Consider the following 26,087-nt stretch of genomic DNA (forward strand, 5'->3'; position numbering starts at 1 on the left):
TAGACCTTCCACGAACAATCATTCGATACTGCGGCTTCGGCTGAAAACTACGCGCGGTGCATAATCAACAGGAACTGTATTTTTCATCATATAAACCAAGGTTGTTTCGTATTCCTTTGCACCTTTAATACCATCCATCTTGTTTTCAGCAATGAGCTTAGCTGCTGCTTCCATATCGGAAAGGTCCAGCTCTTTTGCTTTTTCCGCCAGCCACTTTTCGTTTTCACCAGGTATATATGATGGATGTGCAAAGTAGTACTCTGTCGCCTGGACCGTGATATAGACCTCACCGGACTCCTGCTCTTCAACCTTCAGACCGGTAAGCAGGAAAAACATCCTGTCGAAATCCGGCGTCCCTTCCGGCCAGGGTGAGTAATAACCGTCCGCATAGTTCGCTGTTTTCCCATAAGCCTGATGCGGCATGGGCTGGTGTACGCCGTCTTTGGCCACAAATAAGGCCGCTATGGTACTTTGAACCGTCGGCGCGCTGACTTTTTCCGGAAAGCGCAGATAGCTCAGCGCATAGAAAACCGCATCGGCAAAGTTGGCATGGCCGAGAGAGTTAGCATAACTGTAGCCGGTATCAAAAAATGATTCATACCCATCCATATCCGGCATATAGCACCAGCGGTAATCCCTGGCAAAGAGATTGAACTTTTCTCTCAGTTCGTTAGTGATTGCCGCTTCGCCACGCAGATCGCAGACAGTTTTGATAAACTCATAACCGCTGGGATACTGCTGAAACAAATAGATGTCGGGCAGCGCCTGCTGAGGCGGCACTTGCTCGTCTTTAGGGCTCCTGCTGCAGGACATATAAGTGAAATGAATGTCTCCTTCCGGGTCGTTTACTGTAAACTCAATGGTCCATTCGCAGCCTAATTCTAGTATTGAGCCCGGATTTTTCAATACCAGGCTGTCTTGCACCTGCCAGAAGGTAAGCCCTTTGTTTTCTGCTTTTTTCATTGCTGTCCAGACTGCTTTGCCGTTTTCCGAATAACCTTCTTCGGCAGGGTCACTGTCCAGTTCAGCAAAAAAGTAGCCCCGAATCGTCGCCTCCCATTTATCCGGCCCTCTTTCGGTCTTGCCCTTATTTTTCAGTCCGGTCAATTCATAAATTGCCCAACCGTGCGCATCAGAGCCATATCTGATAGTATATTTCCCATTCTCATAAATAAGGCCTGTTCCATCTTTTTGCGTGTAGATTACCGGCCAGAAGAATCTCGTTATCTGACGGTCAAATTTTTCTTCGCTGATGGAACCGTCCACAAAGTCCTCATAGGCATTGAAAATAATATACTGGGAAAGGTCGTCCCAAGCCGGCGCTTTACCGAAGGCAAATTCCGGCAAGAGTCTCAGCTCATTGCCGTTTTTGGAAAAATAGTCGTGAAAGAACAGCATAAGCTCCGGTGTAATCTCCGTTTTACCGTTTAAAATCTGGTTCGTATAAAAATCCTGCTGATGCGCATAGACATCCTCGCTTTTAATCGCTGTTTCAGAGTCATACGACTCAGGTGCGGGGGAAGGAGCAGATGAAGGCACGGACGAACAAGCCGTCAAGAGCAAAGACATCATTAATAATAATGGAATTAATTTTAACGGGGCTGGAACTGTTCCTGTCTCAGTTTTCATCATACTCACTCCTTCAAATATTTATTACCTTAGGAGTTGCTCCCTGTAACAAGCCCAGACAGATCACCGGAAAATTTGACTTCTTTTTGTACAACTACAGTGGAATAGCCGGTCAACAATTTTTTCTGCGAATGAAGATAATATATATTAAGACTATCCGGTGGATTGACAGTATTTCCATGTTCAGCAAAGAGATGAATGCGGATGGAGCCGCTTTTGCTCATAGGAATCCTAATTTCCTTAACATCACTAAGTCTTTGAGAATCTGCCCAGGTTATTCCATTCATTAGTTTAATCTTTTCAACTGCGGAAAAGGATATTGAGCCACCGCTACCAAAATAAGCCGGCCTTGTCACCCCTCCAATAACCCACGCCGGAAAAAAATCCCCAAAAATAAGCAGTGTATCATCTTTCAGTAAATCTTCTAAATCCTCTTTTATCACTCCATTGTCCTTTTTCCAGTTCCAACTTACTGTAAGCTGGGGCAAAGTTAACCGCTCTCTATTGCCATAAGAATATGGTTCTATATCAGCCCAATCATAATGAAAATCAAGTTCAAGACCGATCTCTTTCTCCTCTTTCAAATGCATAGGTATAGAATTCAGGTTGTTAAGCCTCATTAGAACTATTATCGCAACAATTACTGCAATAATCACTCCAGCTATAATGAGTCTTTTTTTCGTCATCACATTGCATCCCCTTAAAAATCTTCGATATGAAGTTGACCCGTCATATGCTTTTAGGGGTCAAATTCCCTGAAGAATTTTTCCATACGAACGTCTAACTCAGCGGGAAAGGTGTGCTCTTGATAAAATTTCTCTTTTTCTTCATCCACACGGGCAAGCATATAGTCCATATAGCACTTGGCCGCATATTCCATCAAGGCGTCCAGCACCTTTTCTCGATCGGCTTCCTGAGCAGATAACTCCTTATCCATGATCCTGCGCCTCCTTCAATTGCACGTCCATAGATATTTTGGGACAAAGGTCTTATCCCAATATTTTCCTGCATTGCTCTGTTCGCTACGGCGGCATTCCTTTCGACCTCCGCATTGAACAGCCTAATGCAGAAACCTTGGCTGCTATCGATGATGTCAATAACAATCGCAATATGAGCAAAACCTTTGACAGCGTCAGTGCTTTAATGGAGGATCTGAATCTTAAAACACAAACTTGAACGAGGCACTTCATTGCGAAGCGCCTCGTTTTTCATTCCAGTAGTAATTTAGAGTATAGGCCCGCTCACAAAAAATCTGCTCTCCGGCAGAGGATGCCCTGCTGCCATGTTCACCCCATGCTCAGGGTTAGTGGTTAAATGGAGCAAAAGCTTAAACACCATCTCCTGGTGCGCCTCTTCCCCGATGGCCAGAGCGATCTCATGGACAGAGAATCTTTTATCCGGATGTTTTTTCAAACACTCTACGATGTTGTTTTTTAATTGTATAGCCTGACCGGCTGCCTTTTTACCCATCTCCACAGCCGGCTGATGATAGGCGTTAATACCCACTAACAAGGCATAAATGCTCACAGCCCGCTCGAATAGGGCAATCAATACCCCAATGGTGTAGGCGTTGACCTCTTTGACTGTGATGGTCAGAGATTCACGCCCTTTTTGGGTCAACGCTTCCCGTGTTCCTAAAAGAAAGGCCTGCAAATACTCGCCGCTGGTGCTATTTTCTTCCATATAAGCGGAGGAGCCTTGCCGATCTTTCAAAACCTCGATAAAGGTCACAAAGAAATTGTCGGGTCCTTCCAGGAGCTGCTGAAGATAAGAATGCTGATCAGAGGACCCTTTATTGCCATAGACTGTTATCCCCTGATGGACCGTTTCTCCCTGAAGATTCTTCTCCTTGCCCAGAGATTCCATAATCAACTGTTGCAGATATTTAGTGAAAAGTTCCAGACGGTCCTTATAGGGAAGCACTACCATTTGCTTTCCCCCTTGGCCTTGGGTGCTGTAATACCACATTAAAGCCAAAAGCGCTCCCGGATTAGCTAAGGTATCCGGGCGCCGTGTTCGCCCATCGCAGTCTTTAGCCCCTTGTAAAAGGCCTGCCACATCAATTCCCTGCAAAGCCAGGGATAAGAGTCCCACTGCCGAAAGAAGAGATGTCCTTCCCCCTACCCAATCCCACATGGGAAAAGCTCTCAGCCACCCTTCTTTTTGGCTGAGCTTATCCAGTTGGCTTCCCCGTTGAGTGATGGCCACAGCATGATCCGGAAAAGACAGCCCTGCTTCCTCATAAGCCCTTCTTACCTCCAGCATGCCATTCCGGGTTTCAATCGTCCCACCGCTTTTGGAGATAATAAGGCAAAGGGTGGCCGGCAATTCCTCGCCAATCCGGCTTAATACCCGGTCGATTCCATCAGGGTCTCCATTATCGATAAAGAAGGCCTTCATTTTATCCCGGGAAGAAGCCAGGGCATCGGCGACAAAGCGGGGGCCGAGAATGGAGCCGCCAACTCCCACTAAGAGGATGTTGCGAAAAGGGTTTCCCTTTTCTCCCTGAAGCCTGCCACTATGAATCTGCTCCGCAAAATCAAGGATCTCTTTGAGAGTCTCTTTAATATCCTGAGCGATTTCCTCAGTGGGAGCAAGGTCCGGGTTACGCAGCCAATAATGGCCTACCATCCGGCCCTCATCCGGGTTAGCCAAAGCGCCCTTTTCCAGGAGCTGGAGCTGGTGATAGGCATCTCTCATCGGCTCAGCCAGTTCCGTCAAAAATTCTGCACTAAAATTCATCCGGCTTATATCTAAAAGCAATTCCAGCTCTTGATCATAATATAAATACTCCTTGAAACGTTTCCAGGAAGTAATGATAACCAACTCCTCTATATCTTTCTTCTCAAAACTTTTTCGCCAGGAAGATCATGCAACTAAATTCGTCAGGAAAATTATGTCACCAGATTTTTCAGGAAAGTTACTCCAATAAGGCCCGAAAGCCGACCCAAGGATTTTGATTTACAGGAAGGGAGCGACCGATGTAAATCAAAATCCTGGAGAACCGTCTTTCAGATCCATCTTTCAGGATAACCGCCCATACTTTTCCGCCAAACCCCTTAATCGCGCACAAACCTCCTGAGTTAAGGTTCCTCTTTCTACACGCCACTGCCAATTCCCTTTAATTGTGCCGGGAGTATTCATCCTCGCCCGGGAATCCAGTTTAAGAATGTCCTGAAGGGGGAAAATGACCCAGATACCATTCCCCTGATAAAGCTCCTCGATAGTCCTTTCCACTTGCGCCAGGGAATCCTTATCGCTATAGCCTTGGGAGCGATACCAGCCCAACAGGGTATCGTTATCATGGGTTCCGGAATAATCAACATAATTCCCTTCTTGCTGCAAGGGTGAAAACTGCGTCACCCTCATCCCCGGAAATCCTAAAATAGCTCTCAGGGTATTGACTTCAGGGGTAATGCACCCTAAATCCTCAGCGATGACGGGCAGAGGCCCCAATTCACGGACCAGGCTTTCGAAAAATTCTTTCCCCGGCCCTTTCAGCCAGCGGCCTTCCTTGGCGCTCCCGGCCTGAGGGGGAACTTCCCAATAGCCCTCAAAGCCACGGAAATGATCCAGTCTTAAGGCATCAAAGCGCTCCAGCCCTTGCCGGAAACGCAGCTTCCACCAGGCATAATCGGCGGCCCGGAGAGCATCCCAATCGTATAAGGGATTTCCCCAGTTCTGCCCTTCAGGGTTGAAATAGTCGGGGGGCACCCCAGCGGTTCCTGCGGGAGCATTATTTTCATCCAGAGCAAAGCACTCCCGGTTAGCCCAGGTGTCGCAACTGTCATAGGCCACATAAATGGGCAGATCGCCGATTATTTTTACCCCTTTTTCCTGAGCATAGTCCTTCAGCCTTTGCCACTGATCAGCGAAAGTATATTGAACAAAGAAAATATAGTTTATCTCCTCGGCATAATCTTCAGTCACAGCCTCCAGGGCCTCAGGCTTCCGCAAGCGATAGCTTTCTTCCCATTGGTGCCACGCCTTGCCGGGGAACTTAAGCTTTAAACACTTATAGAGAGCGTAGTCTTGCAGCCAGTCCTGATTCTCTTCTATAAACCGGTCATAACCCTGAGGGTCCAAGTACCCCTTAGTTCCAGGCTGGCTGCCTCCCTCCGGACTGCTTAAATCCAAAGGGTACCTGGGCAATTTCTCCTTGAAACGTTCATAAGCCTTGCGCAGCAGCTTCTCCTTATAGCGTTCCACCCAGGCAAAGCCCTCGCTCCCGAGGCCTTCGCTTCCTTCGCTTCCTTCGCTTCCTTCGCTTCCTTCGCTTCCCTCAGTCTTTTTAACCTCTTGACCATAGTCGGCCCATTCCCTGCGGGCCTCCCCTTCGGTCAGCAGCCCGGCCTCAATAAGCAAATCAAGACTGATCAGCAAAAAATTACCGGCTAAGGCGGACTCACTTTGGTAAGGGGAATCTCCCAGCCCTAGAGGGTTCAAAGGCAGCACCTGCCAGAGGCTTTGCCCTCCTTCAGCCAGGAAATCCACAAAAGCATAGGCCTCTTCCCCCAGATCGCCAATGCCCCAGGGAGACGGCAAAGAGGAGATATGCATAAGGATGCCGCAGGCACGGGTCATGATCTCCTGTTTAAAATAGTGACCACGCTCATATTTCTGATAGAAAAGGGCCTTTGCGGATAAGGGGGGTAGGATAAGCGAAAGACTGTGCAGCACTTCCCCCGCAAAGATATCGATCACCTGCCCCACGTTCTGCTCCAGCTTCAATGTCATTTCCGTGGACTCCTCAGCACTGCGATTAACCAGGACAATAATCTCCTCTTTTTCACCCTTCCTTTGCAAGACATAGATCTCTTTTCCCTCGAACCAGGAAGAGAACTCGCCTTGCCGCAGCACCTCATATTCCCGGCGATAACGAAGCACCCGTTTAAACCATTGGAGGATCTCCTGATCTTCCCTTCCCCAAGGGTAGGTCCCCCGGTTATAGGGATCGGGATATCCTTCACAGCCCGCTTCATCACCGTAGTACAGACAGGGAACACCGGGAAAGCTCATCTGCAGCAAAGTCAGCAGTTTCAACCGCTGGACAGCCAGATCCCGGGCAGGGGCAGGCAAGCGATACTGCTCCTGTTCCACGGCGGAGAGCTGCTCCGGCGGCGGCGCTTCACCGAGGAGGGTGAGAATCCGGGCCCGGTCATGGCTGCCGATCAAGTTCATCTGCCCGAAAAAGTTTTCCCGGGGGTAGTTTTCATAGAGATTCATGATGCGTTTATGGGCCTGACCGGCATCGATCTGCCCAAGGAAGTACTGGAGAAAGATATTCCGCAAAGGATAATTCATGGTGGCATCCAGTTCTTCCCCCCAGAAATACTGCCTGAGCTTGCCATAGCTGAATTTATGGGTGGGGTCCTCCCAGACTTCACCGATCAGGACTCCCTCAGGGTCCATTGTTTTCATCATTTGGCGGAACTCCTGGATAAATTCATCGGGAAGCTCGTCAGCCACGTCCAGACGCCAGCCTTTAATACCCCGTTTCATCCAGGATTGGAGAACTCCTTGAGGAGAGTGAATGATAAACTCGCGATAAGAGGGCTCCATCTCCCAAACTTCAGGGAGAGTGGACACTCCCCACCAGCAGGAATATTCTTTTTCCTGTCCTTCCCCATGACATTGATACCAGGAGTAATAGGGGGAATCCGGGGATTGATAGGCGCCCAGACCAGGATATCTCCCATAACGGTTAAAATAAATACTGTCATCACCGGTATGACTGAACACCCCATCCAGAATAATCGCGATTCCTAAGCTTTGGGCTTCCTTGATCAATTGGGCAAAGATCTCCTCGTCCCCATACATGGGATCAAGAGTGAGATAATCCCCCGTGTCATACTTATGGTTGCTGGAGGAATCGAAGATGGGGTTCAAATAAAGGATACTCACTCCTAATTCCTTAAGATAAGGAAGCTTTTTGATCACACCGGCAAGGTTGCCGCCGAAAAAATCCCAGCGTAGGACTTCGCCCTTTTCATTTTTAATATAGAAGGGGGTATCAGACCAGTCCCCATGGATCAGGGAGCGGGGGCGGGGATTGAGGACTTTTCCCTGTTCATCCCCGTTAAAGAAGCGATCCACATAGATCTGATACATGATGCCCTGGGTGTACCAGCCTGGCAAGGCCATGGGCCGGTAAACGGTGATTTGATAACCGGGAGGCTCGGAGGATCGAAGCTCACCCACGCCTCCCAGTTCTTCCTGATTATTGCCATAGAAACAGGTTTCTCCCCCTGCCCTGAAAATAAAGTAATACCAGATGATTCCCGGTTCATGGGGAAGAGGATATTCCACCTCATAAACGACTCCTTCTCCCGTAAGGACCCCTTCCCCTGTAATAGCCTCTTCCCCTGTAACAGTTCCTTCCCTATTTATCTCCCACAGGATCGGCTCTTCCACCCTGAGCATGGGCAGCCGCTCCTCCCGGTCCTGCACCCATAAGCGCAAAAAGCATTCCTGAACCGGACTGCCCGCACCAGAAGAATCCTCCGGCTGCATAAGCAGTCTTAAGCGCAGCAGGCCGCCGCATGGAACAGCCCCAAAGGGGCTGCGGAAGAAGGGATCGTGAGAATTATGATAAGCCAATACCACAGACATCTCTCCTAAATTTACGAAGAATAATACAAGCTCTCGTAGACATCCCGGTACCGGGCAGCGGATCGGTTCCAGCTGAAATCCGAACTCAGGGCATTTTCCTGAAGCTTTTGCCAAGTATCTTTTTGATTCCGGAACATCTCCACCGCCTTTTGAATGGCATAGAGGAGTTCATGAGCATTGTAATCAGTAAAGGTGAATCCATTCCCTTCCCCCGAGATTGGGGAATAGGGCCTGACAGTATCTTTTAAACCCCCCGTCTCCCGAACGATAGGAATGGTGCCATAGCTCATGGCGATCATCTGGGCTATACCGCAAGGCTCAAACCGGGAAGGCATGAGAAAGATATCCGCCCCGGCATAGATCCTGTGGGCCAGTTCTTCCTGATAGCCTAATATAACTCGTAACTTGCCGGGATACCCTTCCGCAAACCTTTGCAGGCGCTCCTCATAATGGGCGTCTCCCGTGCCTAAGACAACCAGCCGGATATCCAAGGCCAGAATCTCATCCAGCACATGCAGAAGCAGGTCCAGCCCCTTCTGTTCTACCAAGCGTGAAATCATACTGAGGATGGGGATCTCTTCATTGTTCGTAAAATTCAGCTGCTCCTGGAGCTTCATCCTGTTTGCTCTTTTATCGGCCAAAGTTGGGGAAGGCCAAGGCCGGGGGACACCATTAAGTATCCCCAGCAAGGAATCTTTCCGCCCCTGAATGACTCCATGGAGGCCTTCCCCAAAATAGGGATGCTGAATTTCCCGGGCATAGGTGGGACTCACGGTGGTGACCTGATCACTGTGCATGATCCCGGCCTTCATAAAATTGACTCCGCCATAAAATTCAAGCTGGGCTGAAGAAGAAAGCTCTCCACTCAACCCCAGAACATCCTCCCGGACCTCCCGAGGAAATATCCCCTGATATTTCAGATTATGGATGGTGAATAAGGTCTTTATATTGTAATAAAGGGTATCCTGGGCATAAAAGGCTTTTAAAAACAGGGGCACCAAGGCCGTATGCCAGTCATGACAATGGATAATATCCGGTTTAAACTCAGGCAGGTAACGGACGCTCTCCAGGACCGCCCGGCTGAAATAGGCGTACTGCTCTCCTTCATCCCCGTCCCCATAGCATCTTGAACGCCGGAAGTAATATTCATTATCCAAAAAATAATAATGGATGCCCTCATACTTTAATTCCTTTAATCCGCAATATTGATTTCTCCAGGCCAGAGGAACTGTGAATTCTTTAATCGTCTTCATCTTCTGCAAATAATTCCGGGGAATACTGCTGTATTGGGGAAGAATGACCCGAATCTCCACACCCTGCTCCTGAAGAGCTAAAGGGAGATATCGTCCTACTTCTCCCAGGCCTCCTGTCTTGACAAAAGGCTCAGCTTCAGTTATAGCAAAAAGAACCTTCATTTGCGCACCTCCTCCAAAGCAGCAAAGGAACATTTCTCTAGATAACGGCCTTTTTGGGTATGACCATCAGTTTATTGGGCTGACCTTTCAAAACACTTCCCTCATTGATTTCCACGAACTTATCCATAATCAGGTTCTCAAGAACGGAATGTTTGCCGATCACGCATTTGGACATGATGATGCAGTTCCGCACCTCACAGCCTTCTTCAATCACTACCCCCCGGGAAAGGATGGTATTTTCCACTTTTCCTTCGAGAGTGCAGCCGCTGGAAATCAGGGAGTTTTTGACCTGAGCCTGCTTGCCGTATTTGGTCGGCGGGTTATCTCTGATCTTGGTCCGGATCGGCCGGGTATTAATAAAGAGATCCCGGCGGACTTCTTCCTGCAATAAAGCCATGTTATTAAGGAAATAGTCCTGCACGGAACGAATCCGTCCCACATACCCGCCGCAAAAATAGCCCTGTACATTAATGATGTCAAGATGATGGGCGATGACTTCGCTCAATTCAATGGTACCGATGCTGCCATAACCCCTGAGCATCTGCAGCAGAAGCTCCCGCCGGATGATCAGGATATCGATAAAGTAGTTCCAGGGGCTCTGCAAGCCTGCCACTTCTTTGCTTTTCGACATGGCCGTCACCTTTTTATGGGCATTCATCCTTAAGTAAATCCGCTCGCTCCCCTCCGGGGGATGAACCGATTGATTATAAACCAAAGTAATATCCGCTTGCGCCTGTTCATGCTCCTCTAAAACAGGCCGGAAATCCAGGTTGAATACTTGGTCGGAGCTGCTGATGATGATATTCTTCGCACAATCTTTCTCCAGAAAATCAATATTGACAGCAATATCCTGCAAGCTAAAATGAACGGTATGGTTCAGACTATGAATAACTCCGGGGAGGAAAAACAAACCTCCCGATTTGCGGTCCAAAGACCAGTCCCTGCCGGCCCCCAAATGATCCAGCATAGGCCGGTACTGCTGAGGTGTGATTAAACCTACTGTGTGGATGCCGGAATTGACCATACTGGAGAGAGCAAAGTCCAAAAGCCGGTAGCGCCCTCCAAAAGGAACTGTTCCTATGGGTCGGTTGGGGTCCAGCCCTTGTAACGCACTTGAATTCAGATTGCCAAAAATCATGCCGATAGCATTAGTCATTATTCCCCCTCCCTTCAAGCGGTGTCTTTCCTCACATTTTCCCCTTCGCTAATGACGGTGCCCTCTGGGATGTGTAAATGGTCGCCAATCACGGTGATGCCTTCCTGGGGCGGATTTCCTTCCCTTTTATCACCGATCCGGCAATGAGCCCGGACAATGGCATTCTCCCCGAGGATGGTCTTGTGCAGGCGGACATCCTCATAGATTTCTGAATTGGGCAGCAAGATGGACTGTTCAATAAGGCTCCCTTCCCCCACATAGACTCCTGAGGCAATGACGGAGTCGCGGACCTCTCCCAGGATCGTGCACCCATTGCCAATGAGACTATTGTGGATCTTCGCCCGCTCACCAAGGTGTTGAGGAGCGAGAATCTCTTCATTGGAGAAAACCCGCTGCTTCAACTCGAAAAACTTATCCACCCTTTCTTCCTGCAGAACTTCCATATTGGCATTGTAATAGCTTTCAATCGTCCCCACATCCCGCCAATAGCCATGAAAAAGATAAGAGTAAAGCCGTCTCCCCTGCTGCAAAAGCCGGGGCAGAACATTCTTGCCGAAGTCATGATCCGATTGAGGGTCCCTCTCGTCTTCCAGCAGAGCTTCCTTAAGCACATCCCAATTAAAGATATAGACGCCCATGGAAGCTAAATTGCTTTCCGGACGGGGGGGCTTTTCCTCAAACCGGATAATCCGGCCCCCGGCATCCGTCACCATAACTCCGAAACGGGAAGCCTCTTCCCAAGGCACAGCAATGGCGGAGAGAGTGACTTCCGCATGCTTTTGCTTGTGGCAGGACAGCATCTCATAATAATCCATTTGGTAGATGTGATCACCGGAGAGGATCAGGATGTACTCCGGGTTGTAAAAATTGATAAAATCCATATTCTGATAGATGGCGTTGGCAGTTCCTTTGTACCAGCTTCCCTGAGCTTCACCGACAAAGGGGGGAAGGATATGGATTCCTCCATTTAAGCAATTTAGATCCCAAGCGGAACCCATATTGATGTAGGTATTCAAGGCAAAGGGCTTATACTGAGTCAAAACCCCCACTGTGTCAATATTGGAATTGCTGCAATTGCTGAGGCTAAAATCGATAATCCGGTATTTGCCGGCAAAAGATACGGCAGGTTTAGGAATATTACGAGTCAGGCAGCCCAGCCTGCTTCCCTGCCCTCCCGCCAGCAGCATGGCGATGCATTCTTTCTTTCTCATGATTCCACCTCCTTTTTCCTCACTCCATTCTGCTTCCTTAGTCCATTCTGCGGCAGCGCACCCGCCAAACCTGATGGGCATATTCCCTGATGGTTCGGTCTGTGGAGAAGACTCCCGACTCCGCAATATTGTGCAAAGAGGACCGGAGCCATTGCTCCTGCGCTGCATAACGATCCGCCGCTTCCCCGAAGGTCTTCATATAAGCTGCAAAATCTTTGAGTACAAAGAATTCATCGTTGTAGAGGAGCAGGGAATCATAGACGGTGCGGAATTCCCAATCATTTTCCATAAACTGCTTGGAAATCAGTTGTTCCAGAATATTCTCCAGGCACGGATTGGCATGATATTCATCCCAGGAGCGATAGGTTCTGTTCAGATTATGGGCAAGGATTTCCTCGGCCGTCAGTCCGAAGATAAAGATATGGTCCTCGCCCACCGCCTCCCTGATCTCCACATTAGCTCCGTCCAAAGTGCCGATGGTCAGGGCTCCGTTCATCATAAACTTCATATTGCCGGTGCCGGAGGCTTCTTTGCCCGCTGTGGAGATTTGCTCACTGAGATCTGCCGCAGGGTAGATTCTCTCTGCTGAAGACACATTAAAGTTCTCCATGAAAACCACTTTCAGCTGCTCTTTGATCCTTGGCTCTTGATTGATTTTGTCAGCTATAACATGAATCAGTTTGATGATGCTTTTGGCGTAATGGTAGCCGGGAGCCGCTTTGCCGCCGAAGATAAAGGTATACGTCCCTTGAACCGACCCAGGATCCGCCAACAGGCGGTTATAGAGATCCATGACTTTCAGGACATTGAGAAGCTGCCGCTTATAGGCATGAATCCGCTTCACATGAACATCATAGAGAGAATGGGGATCAATCTGGATTCCCTGCCCCATGGCAATGATCTCCGCCAATCTCAATTTGTTTTGGTACTTCACCTGAGCCAGCCGGTCAAGAAAGGCGCTGTCTTCTTTGAACCGGTGCAGCTCTGCCAATTCGCCGGCATTGGTCTTCCATCCCGGACCGATCCCCTCGGTAATCAGCTCGGAAAGCAAGGGATTGGCCGTTAAGAGAAAACGCCGGTGGTTCACGCCATTGGTTAAATTCGTGAATTTATACCCGAAGATCCGATGAAAATCCTTGAAGACATGTTTTTTGAGAATCTCTGTATGCAGCTTAGCCACCCCATTTACGGAATGGCTGCCAATCATGGCCAGATTGGCCATATAGATCTGTCCCTCTTTGATGATGGGGGTGCTCCTGAACAGTTCCTCGCTGTTAAAGAACCGTCTTAAAAGCTTCTCCTTGAAACGCCGGTCAATCTCTTCAATAATCATGGTGATTCTGGGCAGGAGATTCCTGAATAAGTCCAAAGGCCATTTTTCCAAGGCTTCCGGCATAATGGTGTGATTGGTGTAGGAAATGGCATCCACGGTGATATTCCAGCTTTCCTCCCAATCCATTCCTTCTTCATCGATGAGAATCCGCATTAACTCAGGAATACAAAGGGCCGGGTGAGTATCATTGATATGGATGGACACCCCCTGGGAAAAGTCTCTGAGCGAACCATGGTTCTTTTTGTAGTTGCGCACAATCGTTGCCAGTCCCGCCGCCACAAAGAAATACTCTTGCTTCAGGCGCAGCTCCCTTCCGGCCAGATTGCTGTCTTCAGGATACAATATGTAGGAGATGGCCTCCACTTCTGATTTATTGCTCAGAGCCTGAGTAAAGTTGCCTTGATTGAATAAGGCCAGGTCCAGTTCGGAAGATAAAGGCTCGGCGCTCCATAGTCTTAGATTATTGACCAGAAAGGGGTTCTCATAGCTGACGATGGGAATATCGTAGGGAACGGCCAGCACCGGCTCATAATTCTCATGATGGAATACCAGCCGGTCATCAATGTTTTCCACCCGTACCTTCCCTTTGTATTTAATCACAACGGATTTATCCGGTTTGCGCACTTCCCAGGGGTAACCGTTCTTCAGCCAATGGTCGGCCACCTCGGTTTGATAGCCATTGACGATTTTCTGTTCGAAGAGCCCATACTTATAGCGAATGCCATTGCCATGGCCGGCTATGCCCAGAAAGGCCATTGAATCCAGGAAGCAGGCCGCTAAACGCCCCAGCCCCCCATTTCCCAATCCTGCATCGCATTCCTGAGCCAAAAGCTCCTGGAGGTCAATATTCAGCTCCTCCAAACCTTCCGCAACGATATCCTGAATGCCGATGTTAATAAGATAATTATGCAGCAATTTGCCAATTAGAAACTCCATGGAAAAATAATAGACTTGCTTGGCAGGGCGGTTTTTGGGATCGGCATAGTTGATAAAGGCGCGGCTAAGGCTGATCTCTTCCCTGAGCAGCACCACTAAGGTATGGTATTTATCCCAGAGAGTTCCTTCCTCAATGGATTTCCCCTTGATTTCGGCGAATTTCTCCAGATAGGCATCTTTAAAACCATTTTTGTCTGAGAACATCCTGTTTTTCTCTCCTTCAAAACCGAAGTACTGCAATATTTATTCCCCATTCCAATAATTATGCAAGTTCGGGCTTTAATATCATGGCACCCAGAGCAGGAACCCGAATTTCCAGGGAAAATTCCCGGCCATGCCACGGTACTCCCTCTACTTTTAAAAGCCCGGGATTGGTCATACCCCATCCACCGAAGTCTGTCGAGTCGGTGTTCAGTATTTCCCGGTAACCCTTGGCCATTTCCACTCCGATTCGATACCTTTCATAGTTATAAGGCTGAAAATTGATCAGAACCACCAGCCTGTCCTGAAAGGACTTTCCCTTGCGGCAAAAGACTATCACTCCCTGTTCATGGTTATGGACATCGATCCATTCAAATCCGGTCCAGTCCCCATCGATTTCCCATAAGGCCTTTTCCCGCAAATACAGCCCATTGAGCTGTTGAACAAAGCCATGGTATTTTCTATGCAGCTCATAATCCATAAGAAACCAGTCCAGCTCCCGATCTTCCCGCCACTCGATGAACTGAGGGATCTCTCCCCCCATAAAGAGCAGCTTTTTGCCGGGACTGGTCATGAAATAGGTGGTTAGTCCCCTTAAACCTGCAAACTTCTGTCCGTAATCTCCCGGCATTTTATCCAGTAAGGACTTCTTGCCATGGACCACCTCATCATGGGACAACGGGAGAATGTAGCTCTCAGCATAGGCATACATCATGGGAAAGGTTAAGAGCTGATGAAAGGATCTGCGTTCATTGAAGTCCAGGCCAATATAACGGAGGGTATCATTCATCCAGCCCATATTCCATTTAAACGTGAACCCCAGTCCTTCCTGATCAAGAGGCCCGGTCACCCCCTGCCAATCCGTAGCTTCTTCGGCTATGAGCAAGGCGTCGGGATAAAGGCCATGAAGGGTTGCATTGAGCTGTTTTATAAAGCCGACGGCCTCCAGATTTTCCCGGCCGCCATATCTGTTGGGCTGCCAGGCTCCTTTTTCTTTCCCGTAATCCAAATAGAGCATGCTGCTCACTCCGTCCACCCGCAAGCCATCCACATGAAAGACGTCCAGCCAAAAGACTGCATTGGAGATCAGGAAGCTCCGGACTTCCGAACGGGAATAATCGAATTTATAAGTACCCCATTGCTCATGAACTTCTCTCTCATAGAGAGGACTTCCATCAAATTTGCCCAGACCGTGAGCATCCATGCAAAAATGGCCCGGGACCCAATCCAGGATCACACCGATTCCCGCCTGATGGCATTGGTCGATCAGGTACATCAGATCATGGGGGGTGCCATACCGGCTGGTGCAGGCATAGAATCCCGTGATCTGATAACCCCAGGAGCCGTCATAAGGATGCTCCATCAGCGGCAGGATCTCTATATGAGTATAGCCCAGCGATTTTACATAGGGGATCAACACGGTTACCAGTTGAGCATAATTAAGGAACCGTCCGTCTTCTGTTCTTCTCCATGAGCCTAAATGGATTTCGTAGCTGGACAAGGGCAGCACTTTGGGATTCCTGGTTTTGCGCTGAGCCAGCCAAGCCTGATCCCCCCATGCATAATCCTCCAGGGAATAGATCACCGAAGCTGTATGGGGCCGCACTTCGGAAAAAAAGGCGTAGGGGTCCGCTTTCAACACCGACTCTCCTGAAGAGTTGAGGATTTCATATTTGTAGATCTCCCCTGTGGGCAGGCCGGGAATAAAGAGTGTCCAAATTCCCTGTTCCTCCCATTTTTGCAGAGAATGGTTCATTCCGCACCAGCCGTTAAAATCCCCTACTACAGAGACTTGCCTGGCCTGAGGAGCCCATACGGCAAAATACGTTCCCCACCGCCCCTTATGCTCTAGGAAATGAGCACCGAGTTTGCGGTAACTATAATAAAACTCACCACAATTAAAGAGATACATCTCTTCTTGGGTGAGCAAAGGGCTGTCCTTCTGTATTTTTGACTGCATCTTGATGTCTTGAACCTGCAATGCGTTATCCTCTCCTACCCAAGCCATAATACAACTCCTTTGTTATTGAAATTAAACATAGCGTTTAATTCTACGATGGATCACCTTCCTTTAGAACCGCCAACTTTTCCCGGGAGGTTTACCTGCAACTTCTGGAGCATTGTGAGCATTAGAACATAACCAAAATTTTTATATTGACATCCTGCTTATATTTATGATATCATACTATTTTTTTACATTCAATAAGTTTTATGTTATAATCAATTCAGGAAATTCTTTGGGGGGTGACTCAATGTTTCAAGTGGGTGATAAGGTACTCTATCCCATGTATGGAGCAGGAATAATCGATTCCATTGAAGAAAAAGAGGTCTTAGGTGTTAAAGGGCAGTATTACCTCCTGAACATTCCTCATGTCAATATGGAAATTATGATTCCAGTAGGCAAAGCTGAGGATTTAGGGATACGCCAAGTGGTCAACAGCGAGGTCGTCGATGATGTACTGCGCTTTTTCTTTGAGGGAGATACGGACCCCGTCATGTTTGAAAGCAATAACCGCTTTTACCGTGATATCAATAAGAAGAAAATGAAGAGCGGCGATATCTATCAGGAGAGCGAAATTATTCGCGACTTAACGAGAAAGAGCAATCTCCATAAACTAGGAATGGAAGATAATAATATGCTGCACACTGCCTTGCAGCTTGTCACCAGTGAAATCGTTCAGGTGAAAGGCGTCGAAATGGAAAAAGCCGTGGAAATGCTCCAGAGCGTTATCAATCAGGCTAAAGACGAAAAGGAAAAGCAGGAAGCTTTGGGCTGAAGCTTTTGTTAAATATGCTGTACATGAAGAAAGAGCACCGCCGGACTACTTTTGTAGAGTAGCCGGCGCTGCTCTTTTTCTTTATGCCTGCTGGGCAAATTCGTAATCGATTCCGAATTTGCATTAAAGTGAATCAAGGGGACAGGTCCCGTTTTTCATATTCGGGCCGTGCCGCTTTATCCTACGTCCGCGCCCCTCAGGCGTTCGGGATCGGCGTACTCCTTTCCACAGTAGAACGCTTCATGGCCAAATACGCTTGTAAAGGGAGGGTTTGCGGCGCAGTATGATTGCGGATCTCCTTAAGGGCGCGCACCACCGCTTGGGCAGTATCCATGGAGGTGAGGCAAGGTACCCGGTGCTCCGCAGCCAAACGACGCAATAAGTACCCGGTCCGCTCTTCAGAATCTCCTTTGCTGGGGGTGCTGAGAACAAAGGAGAATTCCTGCCGGCGGACGGCTTCCTTAAGTTCGGTGCTGGCTTCTCTTACCTCTTCTAAAGGAACTCCGCAAAAGAGCAGCGCTTTAGCTGTATTCCCGGTGGCCTTTACCCCAAAGCCCAGCCGGGAAAGTTCCCGGGTCATGGCGATGGCTTCCGGGCGGTCTTTTTCCGCTACAGCCACCAAAATATCTCCCTTGTCCGGCAGAGGAACATGGGATGCCGCAAAGGCTTTGGCCAAAGCATGCCCAAAATTCACATCCATACCCAAAACTTCTCCTGTAGATTTCATCTCCGGACCTAAAGAGGTTTCGACTTGGGTAAGCTTTTCAAAGGAGAAGACCGGGGCCTTAACGACGACAAAGGGAATCTCCGGGGCCAGGCCATGAGCATACCCCAGGTCCGCCAGTTTTTCACCCATAGCCACCCGCACCGCCAAAGCAACCAGCGGAATTCCTGTAACTTTGGAAAGAATGGGTACGGTTCGGCTGGCCCGGGGATTCACTTCAATCACATAGACTTTACCGTTGACCACCACAAACTGAATATTGAGCAGACCACGAACCTCCATGCCCTTAGCTATGCGGCAGGTATAATCCTGAATCTGCTGGATTTCTGCAGGAGTGAGGCTTTGGGTGGGATAGACAGCCAGGCTGTCTCCGGAATGAACTCCGGCCCGCTCAATATGCTCCATGATCCCCGGAATGACCGTGATCTCACCATCAGCAATAGCGTCCACCTCGACTTCTTTCCCTTCCAGGTAGCGGTCCACAAGGATAGGATGTTCCGGGGATAGGGTGATAGCCCGGGTCAGATAGCCTTCCAGCTCGGCAAGGTCCTCCACCACCTGCATAGCTCTGCCGCCAATAACATAGGAAGGCCGGACCAGCACCGGAAAACCCAGTTCCCCAGCAATAGCCCTGGCCTGACTGACTGAGGTCGCTGCACAGCCTTCCGACTGAGGAATTCCCAGTTCAAGAAGCAGCTGGGCAAAGCGTTCCCGATCTTCGGCCTTATCGATGGCATCGACTTGACTGCCCAGAATCCTTACCCCGGCTTTTTGCAGCGGACTCGCCAGGTTAATGGCCGTTTGACCTCCAAATTGAACCAAAACACCATCAGCTTCTTCTTTCTCAATAATATGGAGGACATCTTCTAAGGTTAAGGGTTCAAAATAAAGCTTATCTCCCGTATCGAAATCCGTAGAAACCGTCTCCGGATTATTGTTGATCATGATGGACTCAATTCCCAGCTCTTGTAAGGCCCAAAGAGCATGAACGGAGCAATAGTCAAATTCTATCCCTTGTCCGATCCGAATCGGTCCCGAGCCCAGAACAATGACTTTGGGGCCGGAATGAACTGCCACTTCATCCTCTTCCTCATAAGTAGAATAGTAATAGGGGGTGGAGGAATAAAATTCGGCAGCACAGGTATCCACTGTTTTGTAGACAGGCTTCAAGCCATAGCGGCACCGTTCCTGCCGGATCTCTTCCTGGGTTACGCCTCTTAAGCGACCGATGGCCTGGTCGGAAAACCCTTGGCTTTTGGCTGACCGCAGCAGCTCCAGGGTAAGGGGCTCACTCCCCAGGCGGCGTTCCAAAAGCACCAGCTCTTTCAGCTTGTTGAGGAAAAAGGGATCGATCTTAGTCAGCATCTGGACTTCCAGGATGGTCCAATCCCGGCGGAAAGCTTCGGCAATAGCAAAGAAGCGTTCATGATCCGCCTGGGCCAGCTTATGTTCGATCTCCATCTCCGTCCAACGCCCTGAGTCGGCAATTCTTAAGCCCACCGCTCCGATTTCCAGAGAACGGACAGCCTTCAGCAAAGCTCCCTCCAGCGTCCTGTCTATGGCCATAACTTCGCCTGTGGCTTTCATTTGCGTCCCCAGGTGATTATCCGCCGCCGGAAATTTATCAAAAGGCCAACGGGGGAATTTGACCACCACATAATCCAGAGCCGGCTCAAAGCAGGCGCTGGTGTGACCGGTAACCGGGTTGCGCAGTTCCGGCAGGGTGAAGCCCACGGCTAAAAGAGCGGCCATCTTGGCGATAGGATAGCCGGTAGCTTTGGACGCCAAGGCACTGGAGCGGCTGACCCGTGGGTTTACCTCAATAACCACATACTCCCTGCTCTCAGGGTCCAGGGCAAACTGAACATTACAGCCTCCATTCACACCCAGGGCCCGGATAATTTTCAGGGAAGATGACCGCAGCATTTGGTACTCGCCATCGGTCAGGGTTTGTGAGGGAGCTACAACGATGCTATCCCCCGTATGGATTCCTACGGGATCGATATTTTCCATATTGCAGACGGTAATGCAGTTATCCATGGCATCCCGCATCACTTCGTACTCAATTTCTTTCCAGCCCGCCACACTGCGCTCCAAGAGGCACTGATGAATGGGGCTGGCTTGCAGTCCCCGGTGAAGCACCTCGAGAAGCTCCTTTTCATTTTTGGCAAAGCCCCCTCCTGTACCCCCTAAGGTGTAAGCCGGACGGACAATCACCGGATATCCCCGGCGGGCGGTAAATGCCAGACCTTCTTCCAGGCTGGTGACGATGGCACTTTCGGCAAGGGGTTCACCGATTTCCAGCATGGTTTCCTTGAAAGCTTCCCGGTCTTCTGCTTTATAGATGGTTTCCGCGTTACATCCGATCAGGGCAACTCCGTAACGCTCCAGAATTCCTTCTTCCTGGAGCTTCATAGCCAAATTCAATCCCGTCTGCCCGCCTAAGGTGGGGAGGAGAGCATCAGGCCGTTCCTGAGCCAGGATTCCTTCCAGGTTCTGGGGCAGAAGGGGTTCCAGATAGATGCGATCCGCCATCTGTTCATCGGTCATGATGGTGGCCGGATTGCTGTTCACCAGAATGACTTCGATGCCAACTTCCCGCAAAGCCTTGCAGGCCTGAGTGCCGGCATAGTCGAATTCTGCCGCCTGACCGATGACGATGGGACCTGAGCCAATGACGAGTACTTTTTTCCAGGCTGGATTAAGTGGCATGATGTATCCTCCATTCCGTCATCAAGGTGGAAAACTCTTTAAAAAGATAGAGTGAGTCGTTAGGGCCCGGTCCGGCCTCCGGGTGATACTGCACGGAAAATACCGGGAGCTCCTTATGCCGGACACCTTCTACGGTCTGATCATTCAGATTGAGATGGGTGACTTCCAGAAGGGTATCGGCCAAACTCCCCTCAGCCACAGCATAGCCATGATTTTGCGAAGTGATATGGACTTTTTTCGTGCGTAAATCCTGAACGGGCTGATTACCTCCCCGATGCCCGTATTTAAGCTTATAGGTGTCCCCGCCTAAAGCTAAGGTCAGGAGCTGATGCCCCAGGCAAATCCCAAAGACAGGAAGCTTGTTCACGAATCCGCCAATGGTCTTAATTCCAACCGCCACATCCTTAGGGTCCCCAGGGCCATTGGAGAGGAAAACACCATCCGGTTTCAGAGCAATAATCTCCTGAGCAGAAGCAGAGTAAGGAACCACAGTCAGGGCATAGCCTTCTTCCTGCATGGCCCTGAGAATACTGCTTTTAATGCCAAAGTCCATCACCACCACATGGAAAGGTTTCCGGGAATCCGTTTTGCCCAGGGGCGGCAGCTTGTAGGTCTCCCTGGTGCTCACCTGTGCCACTGCATCCTGAGGAATCTCCCAGTTCTTCAGCTCCAGTGCTTTTTGGTCCAGCTCCCCAAGTTCTGTGGTAATCATTCCCCGCAACACGCCATGCTCCCGGATAATGCGGGTTAAGGCCCGGGTATCAATACCCTTGATTCCGACAACCCCTGCCTGAGCCAAGGCTCTGGAGATATTCTTTTCCAGTTGCCAATGATGGGGGTTACGGGCTGCTTCTTTGACGATAAATCCCTGGACCTGGATCTGTGGGGACTGATTATCTAAGGAATTGATGCCGTAGTTACCGATCAGCGGATAGGTCATGCATACCATCTGTCCCTTATAGGAAGGATCGGTGAGGACTTCCTGATAGCCGGTCATCCCTGTATTGAAGACCACCTCTCCCTGAATTTCACCGCCGGCGCCAAAGGACTCTCCTCTGAATATTTTTCCGTTTTCTAATACTAATGCAGCCTGCAATCTAACCCCTCCTCAGATAATTCCTGCGCTCCCCCTTGGCTCCTCAATGTTTTACCTAATAATTATACTTTTTAACGTATAATTATTCAATTGCTTTAAAAAAATTTCCTCTTGGGTTCTGATAGGGGTAGGATAGGCTTGGCTGCAACACAAAAGCCTAATACCTGCTGGACAGGAATCAGGCCTTTGCCACGGTTCTTTTTTTCTTTAGCCGGAGTACAACCAAACTCACACTCTTAAAACACTTCTTTGCTAAAACTGTACATCTTTATAGGCCGGGTCTGCGATTCTAATCCTTAATCCACTGATTTTACTTCCTCCAGAAAGTTGAATCTCCACATTACCCTTTGTATACATGTCATGGCTGAACTCTTTGAATCCGCGCTTTTTCAGGCAGGTTACAGCTGAATCCCAATTGTCGCCTACTTTAATTCCCAAGATACTGTGTGAGGTATTCTCCGTATCAATCAATGCTACTCTGTTCTTGAATAATCCAAGAGATGATGTCATCACAAAAATCCCGCTATCGCTGAATCTCCAGCCATTCCCTCCCATTCCATAGACAAACTCCGCCTTTTCATCCATGGTATTTATCAATGCTTCTTCCGTCATAAAAAGTTTGACTGCGGAAACGGAAATACTCTTATTATAACCAAGAGCCTCCAAGACAGGGTAGAACTTATACAGCGCCAGACCGGAAGCAATCACCAATGCACTTAGTAAGAGAATAAAACCTTTGCTTCTTTTCACCCTGTCCCCCCCTGAATCTTTAATGGTGCTTACCATTGTTCTTTTCTCTTTCCAGGATGTCTATAACCCTGTCCAGCTTCCCAAGGATCTCCTGATCCTTTTTTCTTTTCCTTAAAACCAATGGGATGCTGATCAACAGGCCAATGAATAAAACAAGTGCCAGGAAAGAAATCGTCTGGATCAATAATGTGTAATCCGTGTGTATCGGGTTCATCTCCCTCTCCCCTTTCTTCTTCTGAATGACTTTGTAGGTTGCCCTCTCTATTCTAAGACTATTGCCGACTCAGGAACCACAAGTTCTTTGTCGGAAACCGATCCCGGACCTATTTTTATATTCCTATACGTCAGTGAGGTCACAATCTTCTCATTCTCTGCGAATTCGATCTTAGTTGGAACTCCTGTTTTCTTATCTATCCATAGTTTAGACGGCTCTGCCCCATCAGCGGCGTTTGTCTTGACAATGACACTTTGCCTTCCTTCTACTTCTTCCGTCCCCACAATTTCTGCTTTTTGGGGATCGATCCCATCAATATATCTTAAAAATGAATCCTCTCTTATTCCCTGGAATCTTCCCGATATTCCCGTTGATGGGGCACTGGATGCGTTTGGGTTTTGAATCCGATATATTATATTCTTGCCTGAATTATCCGTCAGCAAGCCGAGAGTGTCTATCTTTTCATTATTGCTATAGATCGTTACTTCATATTTAAATTGATTATCCTTAGCCCAGACCTTGCCGTCAAAGATGACTTCTCCAGAATTACGTTCTTCGTAGTAAAGCTCCTGGATATTTTTGCTCATGCCGATTAGTTCATTTAGATCCGTTGGCTTAGTGCATCCCGTTGTGAAAAACGCAATGCCAATAAGGATTGCCAGTAATAATCGAACTTTCAAATCCTTCTCCTCCATACCTATCTGAGCTCCTGCTTATTGCGAATTCGGGAAATCACCCCATAGAGTATCCAGGCGATGCCGATTCCTGATGAGGCTATGCCAAGCACAACGCCAAGGATCAATGCCACAAGCTGATTCCCTGATATTGCTCTGGCCGAATAAGAACCCAATAATCCCGCCCAAAGAGCTAAACAATAGGCTCCGCCTAAGAGCGCAACATAGATGGGGATGCACTTCACAGCAATGTGTTTTGCCTTGAAGCAGAGGATGAACTGAATGGCAAAGGCTAATAGTGCTCCCATTACTCCTATGACCAGGATAGTATAATCAGCGCTGTTGACTATAAACACATCAGCAGCCTCCTCTCCCTGTTTGGCAAAATAATCTGCTGTAAATTCATAGAATATCCTCAGCCGTCTTGGTGAGGGGAGTTTTGGCTTAATCCGGATATTCGACCTGATTCAACTTCATAAACAAAGGTGCCGCTTTGTGTCATGTAGGATGTATCACGCCATTGGTAGGAAACGAGGACTTTTGAGCTGTCCGGGAACCATTCAACAGGGGTTAAGACCGGATCGGGACGGGTTTCGTTAGCCGTATAATCCAATCTCTCCCCCTGTGCTTTAAGCTGCTCCAGGACAGAGGCCCTATAGGGGCCTGGGGTCTCGGTAAGCGTTATGGTATCCACTATGCTGAAATGGGTCCATTCCCGCCCTGAGTAGGTTACAGCCAGAAATCTGCTGTTCTCTGACCAGAGAAAGTCAAAATACCCCCCGACAATATCGAATATTGTGACCTTTCCGGTTTGGGTATGATAAAGCAGGACTTGATAGATACTGTAAAACAGCCCATTCTCATCCCTTAAATTTTCCTGGACATTTGACCATACCGCCCAGTTACCGTCCGGTGAATAAATAGCGGACTCAGGGACTGTTGCTTCTGCTACTTCGCCGCCGTCAGAACCGGCATATTCTGTCCTGTTCCCATGTATCTGCTGGGCTGACCCGACCGTCTCATCTGAAGCATCGGCATAGTTATAAATCCTGGGATTGACAGCATGAATCCCCAACACCCCTATACAGATGAAAGCCGCAGCAATCATGATCCAAAAAGCCGGCCTTTTGTAGTTCAAAACACTTTCTATGCCTTTTCGGCAAGAATTCAAAAACGAACCTATAGGTTTCAGCCCTTCTTTTGGCTTCATTATTGCTGCCTCCCACTGCATGAGCAATCTTTTTTATTTGTTTCGGATTTGCCACTATTTTCGAGCATTCTTTTAATTTCCTTCACATCGTCTGCAATACGAAACACCTTATAGTAAATTATAAACAAGATGATCATAGGTATAATATAGACCATGATGATATCGCCCATGAAAAGTTCCCCCTTTCCAACTTCTCCATTCAATCCATGCTTTTTACCTATTATCTCTTTGAAGGCCCTATGAGAATTCTCCCCAATCATCCAATATCTCTAATTAAAAATTCAACACTCTTTTAAATATTCCTCCAAATTATCCATATCTTAGAGGGAGTATCTGCTTTCACTTAGATCCCGACCGCATTGTTCTTAACACAAAGGCCCCTCTATCTACCGGCAGAAACCAGCAGATAGAGGGGTCCTGAAAATTCACCCTTTGCAAATGCCGTGGCAAAGGTAAGCTCGGAAATACGCTTATGTGAAGTCGTCCCAAGGGTATACTTCCAAATCCCTTTGCAAGGCTATGATTACATTTTCTTCATTAAAACCCATTCTTGTATAGAGTCGCTCTGCCTCTTTGTTGTTGACACGAACAGATATCTGAATATGGTTAACCCAATCATTTTTAAAAGCTTCCAGTATTACTTGGTTAATTAATTGTGAGCCAATCCCCCTGCTTCTAAATTCAGGAGAAACATTCAGGAAACAGATTTCCGCATATCCATCCCCTCTAAGCATTTCGAAATAAACATAGCCAATGACATGATTGTCAGTCTCAGCCACAATCAACCGATTATCGTGGTTTAACTTACTAATTACCTCTGGCCCGGTAAAATAGGCGGTTCCAGGATGGAGCTTAATAAAATCGTTAAAATCGCTTGATTTATAATCACGAACATTTATCTTTTGATTGCTCACTTCCGATACATTGCTCAAACTTTTTTTATCCCTAATTAAAGTCTTTTCTGCATTATACACATTAAAATGATTTGCTTCGTATACTCGTTTGCAATTCATATTTGCGTCATAAAAAGCTACCTTTGCCAGATTGATATTTGTAGGTATCTTGGTCTTAAAGGCAGATAACAGATCTAAAGCAATCTCAGTCCAGCTTTTTTGTTTGGATACGTACGGCCCCAATAATCTAAGAGTAGACTGTTCTTCCGATATATAAATTCCTAAGAAACCACAGATTACACCTCCGTCTATGGCTATCAAACAACTTTCTGTAAACGATGGCGTGAGGTCCATTAGTTGTGATTTGATTTCTTCAGGTGAATAGCCCAGCCAGGCAATAAAACTCTCGTCAACCGTCTGACACGACGAGATAAATTTCACCGTTTCCTCCATCGATTCCTCGCTTAGGTTTCTGATAATTATCTCACTCATAGTACAGCTCCTATTCATCTTAAGCTATTCCCACAACGCCTTATCTTTTAAC

21 protein-coding genes are annotated in these 26,087 nt (G+C 48.1%); 2 read left to right on the forward strand and 19 right to left on the reverse strand.

Annotated features, from left to right (window positions below):
• Positions 1–18 precede the first annotated feature (18 nt).
• From DHAF_RS15935 to DHAF_RS15945, 3 genes are read right to left on the reverse strand one after another with little or no spacing between them, the layout of a single operon-like run.
• On the reverse strand, positions 19–1,632 hold the full coding sequence (locus tag DHAF_RS15935) for a hypothetical protein (RefSeq protein WP_015944460.1): 1,614 nt from the start codon (positions 1,630–1,632) through the stop codon (positions 19–21).
• Between the two features lie 26 nt (positions 1,633–1,658).
• Complete coding sequence (locus tag DHAF_RS15940) at positions 1,659–2,315, reverse strand: hypothetical protein (RefSeq protein ID WP_015944461.1); 657 nt, start codon at positions 2,313–2,315, stop codon at positions 1,659–1,661.
• Between the two features lie 53 nt (positions 2,316–2,368).
• Positions 2,369–2,566 (reverse strand): hypothetical protein, encoded by a 198-nt coding sequence (locus DHAF_RS15945; protein WP_005812623.1) that lies wholly within the window; start codon positions 2,564–2,566, stop codon positions 2,369–2,371.
• Between the two features lie 38 nt (positions 2,567–2,604).
• Here DHAF_RS15945 and DHAF_RS15950 point away from each other — a divergent pair, with 38 nt between their 5' ends.
• Positions 2,605–2,805, forward strand: a complete 201-nt coding sequence (locus DHAF_RS15950) for a type II toxin-antitoxin system RelB/DinJ family antitoxin (RefSeq protein WP_018306151.1) — start codon at positions 2,605–2,607, stop codon at positions 2,803–2,805.
• Positions 2,806–2,853: 48 nt separating this feature from the next.
• Here the strand turns inward: DHAF_RS15950 and DHAF_RS15955 are convergent, their stop codons facing one another.
• From DHAF_RS15955 to glgB, 7 genes are all read right to left on the reverse strand, one after another.
• Positions 2,854–4,455 carry a glucose-6-phosphate isomerase gene (locus tag DHAF_RS15955; protein WP_015944462.1) on the reverse strand — a complete coding sequence of 534 codons (1,602 nt, stop codon included), beginning with the start codon at positions 4,453–4,455 and terminating at the stop codon, positions 2,854–2,856.
• Between the two features lie 198 nt (positions 4,456–4,653).
• Positions 4,654–8,241: a bifunctional glycogen debranching protein GlgX/4-alpha-glucanotransferase gene (locus DHAF_RS15960; RefSeq protein ID WP_041271980.1), complete on the reverse strand. Its 3,588-nt coding sequence runs from the start codon at positions 8,239–8,241 to the stop codon at positions 4,654–4,656.
• An 11-nt stretch (positions 8,242–8,252) separates the two neighbouring features.
• Positions 8,253–9,689 carry a glycogen synthase GlgA gene (gene glgA / locus DHAF_RS15965; protein ID WP_041271981.1) on the reverse strand — a complete coding sequence of 479 codons (1,437 nt, stop codon included), beginning with the start codon at positions 9,687–9,689 and terminating at the stop codon, positions 8,253–8,255.
• A gap of 4 nt (positions 9,690–9,693) precedes the next feature.
• Positions 9,694–10,812, reverse strand: a complete 1,119-nt coding sequence (glgD, locus tag DHAF_RS15970) for a glucose-1-phosphate adenylyltransferase subunit GlgD (RefSeq protein WP_015944465.1) — start codon at positions 10,810–10,812, stop codon at positions 9,694–9,696.
• Between the two features lie 14 nt (positions 10,813–10,826).
• Positions 10,827–12,023, reverse strand: coding sequence for a glucose-1-phosphate adenylyltransferase (locus DHAF_RS15975; protein ID WP_015944466.1), 1,197 nt, complete (start codon positions 12,021–12,023; stop codon positions 10,827–10,829).
• A 37-nt stretch (positions 12,024–12,060) separates the two neighbouring features.
• A complete protein-coding gene (locus DHAF_RS15980; RefSeq protein ID WP_015944467.1) occupies positions 12,061–14,496 on the reverse strand; it encodes a glycogen/starch/alpha-glucan phosphorylase in 2,436 nt (811 codons plus the stop codon).
• Between the two features lie 58 nt (positions 14,497–14,554).
• Positions 14,555–16,501 (reverse strand): 1,4-alpha-glucan branching protein GlgB, encoded by a 1,947-nt coding sequence (gene glgB, locus DHAF_RS15985; protein WP_015944468.1) that lies wholly within the window; start codon positions 16,499–16,501, stop codon positions 14,555–14,557.
• A gap of 244 nt (positions 16,502–16,745) precedes the next feature.
• On the opposite strand from glgB, the gene DHAF_RS15990 reads away from it, so the two are divergent.
• Complete coding sequence (locus DHAF_RS15990) at positions 16,746–17,270, forward strand: CarD family transcriptional regulator (RefSeq protein ID WP_015944469.1); 525 nt, start codon at positions 16,746–16,748, stop codon at positions 17,268–17,270.
• A gap of 196 nt (positions 17,271–17,466) precedes the next feature.
• On the opposite strand, the gene carB is transcribed toward DHAF_RS15990, so the two are convergent.
• From carB to DHAF_RS16035, 9 genes are all read right to left on the reverse strand, one after another.
• Positions 17,467–20,706 (reverse strand): carbamoyl-phosphate synthase large subunit, encoded by a 3,240-nt coding sequence (carB, locus tag DHAF_RS15995; protein WP_015944470.1) that lies wholly within the window; start codon positions 20,704–20,706, stop codon positions 17,467–17,469.
• The gene (gene carA, locus DHAF_RS16000; protein WP_005812650.1) at positions 20,696–21,802 is read right to left on the reverse strand and encodes a glutamine-hydrolyzing carbamoyl-phosphate synthase small subunit; all 1,107 of its coding nucleotides are present in this window, start codon (positions 21,800–21,802) and stop codon (positions 20,696–20,698) included. The genes carB and carA overlap by 11 nt, the downstream gene beginning before the upstream one ends.
• Before the next feature lie 252 nt (positions 21,803–22,054).
• Positions 22,055–22,552 (reverse strand): hypothetical protein, encoded by a 498-nt coding sequence (locus tag DHAF_RS16005; protein WP_035214135.1) that lies wholly within the window; start codon positions 22,550–22,552, stop codon positions 22,055–22,057.
• A gap of 19 nt (positions 22,553–22,571) precedes the next feature.
• Positions 22,572–22,766 carry a hypothetical protein gene (locus DHAF_RS16010; protein WP_005812654.1) on the reverse strand — a complete coding sequence of 65 codons (195 nt, stop codon included), beginning with the start codon at positions 22,764–22,766 and terminating at the stop codon, positions 22,572–22,574.
• A 47-nt stretch (positions 22,767–22,813) separates the two neighbouring features.
• On the reverse strand, positions 22,814–23,461 hold the full coding sequence (locus DHAF_RS16015; RefSeq protein WP_005812656.1) for a LolA-like protein: 648 nt from the start codon (positions 23,459–23,461) through the stop codon (positions 22,814–22,816).
• A 2-nt stretch (positions 23,462–23,463) separates the two neighbouring features.
• Complete coding sequence (locus DHAF_RS16020) at positions 23,464–23,796, reverse strand: hypothetical protein (RefSeq protein WP_005812658.1); 333 nt, start codon at positions 23,794–23,796, stop codon at positions 23,464–23,466.
• A 59-nt stretch (positions 23,797–23,855) separates the two neighbouring features.
• Entirely contained in the window at positions 23,856–24,650 is a 795-nt protein-coding gene (locus tag DHAF_RS16025) for a hypothetical protein (RefSeq protein WP_015944471.1), read from the reverse strand.
• On the reverse strand, positions 24,650–24,910 hold the full coding sequence (locus DHAF_RS16030) for a hypothetical protein (RefSeq protein WP_005812662.1): 261 nt from the start codon (positions 24,908–24,910) through the stop codon (positions 24,650–24,652). Before DHAF_RS16030 ends, DHAF_RS16025 begins: the two co-directional genes overlap by 1 nt.
• 210 nt (positions 24,911–25,120) lie before the next feature.
• On the reverse strand, positions 25,121–26,035 hold the full coding sequence (locus DHAF_RS16035; protein WP_015944473.1) for a GNAT family N-acetyltransferase: 915 nt from the start codon (positions 26,033–26,035) through the stop codon (positions 25,121–25,123).
• Positions 26,036–26,087: the final 52 nt, after the last annotated feature.

Origin of the sequence: Desulfitobacterium hafniense DCB-2 (assembly GCF_000021925.1) — a bacterium.
GTDB lineage: Bacteria > Bacillota > Desulfitobacteriia > Desulfitobacteriales > Desulfitobacteriaceae > Desulfitobacterium > Desulfitobacterium hafniense.

Coding starts and splice junctions, on each gene's coding strand:
- DHAF_RS15940 (WP_015944461.1), bottom strand. CDS start 2,315: ATGACGAAAAAAAGACTCATTATAGCTGGAGTGATTATTGCAGTAATT.
- DHAF_RS15935 (WP_015944460.1), bottom strand. CDS start 1,632: ATGATGAAAACTGAGACAGGAACAGTTCCAGCCCCGTTAAAATTAATT.
- DHAF_RS16010 (WP_005812654.1), bottom strand. CDS start 22,766: ATGAACCCGATACACACGGATTACACATTATTGATCCAGACGATTTCT.
- glgB (WP_015944468.1), bottom strand. CDS start 16,501: ATGGCTTGGGTAGGAGAGGATAACGCATTGCAGGTTCAAGACATCAAG.
- DHAF_RS15960 (WP_041271980.1), bottom strand. CDS start 8,241: ATGTCTGTGGTATTGGCTTATCATAATTCTCACGATCCCTTCTTCCGC.
- DHAF_RS16035 (WP_015944473.1), bottom strand. CDS start 26,035: ATGAGTGAGATAATTATCAGAAACCTAAGCGAGGAATCGATGGAGGAA.
- glgA (WP_041271981.1), bottom strand. CDS start 9,689: ATGTTCCTTTGCTGCTTTGGAGGAGGTGCGCAAATGAAGGTTCTTTTT.
- DHAF_RS15945 (WP_005812623.1), bottom strand. CDS start 2,566: ATGGATAAGGAGTTATCTGCTCAGGAAGCCGATCGAGAAAAGGTGCTG.
- DHAF_RS15990 (WP_015944469.1), top strand. CDS start 16,746: ATGTTTCAAGTGGGTGATAAGGTACTCTATCCCATGTATGGAGCAGGA.
- DHAF_RS16025 (WP_015944471.1), bottom strand. CDS start 24,650: ATGAAGCCAAAAGAAGGGCTGAAACCTATAGGTTCGTTTTTGAATTCT.
- DHAF_RS15975 (WP_015944466.1), bottom strand. CDS start 12,023: ATGAGAAAGAAAGAATGCATCGCCATGCTGCTGGCGGGAGGGCAGGGA.
- DHAF_RS16030 (WP_005812662.1), bottom strand. CDS start 24,910: ATGATTGGGGAGAATTCTCATAGGGCCTTCAAAGAGATAATAGGTAAA.
- DHAF_RS16015 (WP_005812656.1), bottom strand. CDS start 23,461: ATGGAGGAGAAGGATTTGAAAGTTCGATTATTACTGGCAATCCTTATT.
- DHAF_RS15980 (WP_015944467.1), bottom strand. CDS start 14,496: ATGTTCTCAGACAAAAATGGTTTTAAAGATGCCTATCTGGAGAAATTC.
- carB (WP_015944470.1), bottom strand. CDS start 20,706: ATGCCACTTAATCCAGCCTGGAAAAAAGTACTCGTCATTGGCTCAGGT.
- glgD (WP_015944465.1), bottom strand. CDS start 10,812: ATGACTAATGCTATCGGCATGATTTTTGGCAATCTGAATTCAAGTGCG.